The sequence below is a fragment of the Streptococcus taonis genome (genome assembly GCF_029948085.1).
Lineage (GTDB): Bacteria > Bacillota > Bacilli > Lactobacillales > Streptococcaceae > Streptococcus > Streptococcus taonis.
Window position 1 is genome coordinate 1 of record NZ_JARZZP010000028.1, and the last position, 1953, is coordinate 1953.

The following is a 1953-nucleotide window of genomic DNA, read 5'->3' on the forward strand; positions in this document are numbered from 1 at the left end:
ATATCAGATGATGAGACAAACCATTTTTGAAAAGAGAAAAAGACAAACGCCAAAAATAACGTTTGTCTTCGTTCTGAGAGACGGCAAACCTTCTCTTTCTCTAATTATACAGACGAACTAGCTCTTTCAATTAAAGCATAGGGGCGAATAACTGAGCTACTTCTTTGATTAATGTTTGATACCAAGTAGGCTTGATTGTTCCAGGAAAAATTTCTTGCGATACTTCAAAAATCTCTTCAAAGTCCTTACGAATATCTGCAATCGATGGTGTTTCGTACAATAAAACTGCATTTTCATAGTGGTGAACCAAGCTGCGATAATCAAGATTTATGGTTCCAACAACCGCAAATCGATCATCAACAATCATTTGCTTACTATGGATAAAACCAGGAGTATACTCGTAGATACGTACACCAGCAGATAAAAGATCAGGATAAGACCCTCGAGTTACCAACTGGATGAGCTTTTTATCTGGGATAAATGGAGTTATAATTCTCACATCTACGCCTCGCATAGCCGCATTTTTGATATCCTCTGTCAAATCATAATCAATAATGAGATAAGGCGTGGTGATGTAGACAAAATCCTCCGCTTGATTGATCAGGTTTTGATAGACAATTTTTCCTACCTTCATCTGGTAAATCGGTTTCGGTCCGCTACCATATGGGATACAAAGTCCACTACCGGATCGTGTCTGATTTTCCAAATGATACTGATCAAAGTCACTGATTTCTCCACGGTTGATATACCAGTTCATGAGAAATAGTCTTGTAAAAGCTTGAGTAGCTGGACCATCTATACGAACACCACTATCCTTCCAGTGTCCAAAACGTTCAATCTGATTGATGTATTCGTCTGCAAGATTAATCCCACCAGTATAGGAAATCTGTCCATCAATGACTAATATTTTTCGGTGGTCACGGTTATTATAGGCCACTGTCATACGAGGAATCACCTTATTAAACTTATGGGCATCGATCCCTTTAGACCGCAAATGAACGGTATAATCCCCCGGCAGAGTCACCATACAACCAATATCGTCGTAGAGCATCTTGACCTCAACTCCCTGAGCCGCCTTTTCTTCTAGAACTTCGAGCATACTATCCCACATCAAGCCTTCTTCGACAATGTAATATTCTAGAAAAATAAATTTTTCAGCTCTCTTCAAATCCTCCAGCATTTGTTGCCACATTTTCTCACCATTTGAAAAGAATTGTGAGTCTGTCTGATCATAAACTTCTGCATTACTGTCCATATGCAATAAGGCATTGATAATCCCGTAGGCAGATTTATCAGTTTCCTGTATCTCTTGATGAAGACTATGTTCGCGCTTTTCATGAGATGTGATAGAACGAAGTTCCTGTAATTGTTTAAATTCCTTTTTTGATAACCGACGCTCACCAAACATGATATAAAGCAAGGGACCAAAAACAGGGACAAAAGTAACAATCAACCACGTCACTTTGCTTTCAGGAGACATGGAACGATTGACAATGGCTAAAACAGTTGCCACGCTGACCAGAAATACAAGAGCAACCCAAACAAGAGGAGCAATCTGGCTCATGTAAAGAATGACTGCAAAAACTACAAATAATTCTATCAGAATAATCGCAATGCTAAAACCATACTTGGACATCAATAGTCGAAATTTTCTAGTTCCCATAACTCCCTCTCAATTTCTAAATAAACTCCAAAGCAACTAGCTGAAAGCGCTTGTTACCTACTAGTATACTTAGTTTCATAAAACTTATCAAGCTTTTTCTGTAAAGGCCGATAGTTCAACCTATAAAATCAATAAAAAAAGTCTGCGACAAAATAATTCTCAGCCACAAGAAAGCTAGATATTCCCAGTTGTGGAACTCTAGTTTTTTATAGTGGCTCTATAATATTTGTAGTGGGTAAATCCCCTATAGATATTATGGAACCTATTTTTGTGTAGAAAACATACTAAGA

At 37.9% G+C, this 1953-nt stretch carries 1 protein-coding gene; it reads right to left on the reverse strand.

What is annotated here, in order from left to right; translation table 11 throughout:
* Nucleotides 1-130 precede the first annotated feature (130 nt).
* Nucleotides 131-1663: a cardiolipin synthase gene (gene cls / locus QEZ38_RS09655; RefSeq protein ID WP_281335779.1), complete on the reverse strand. Its 1533-nt coding sequence runs from the start codon at nt 1661-1663 to the stop codon at nt 131-133.
* Nucleotides 1664-1953 lie beyond the last annotated feature (290 nt).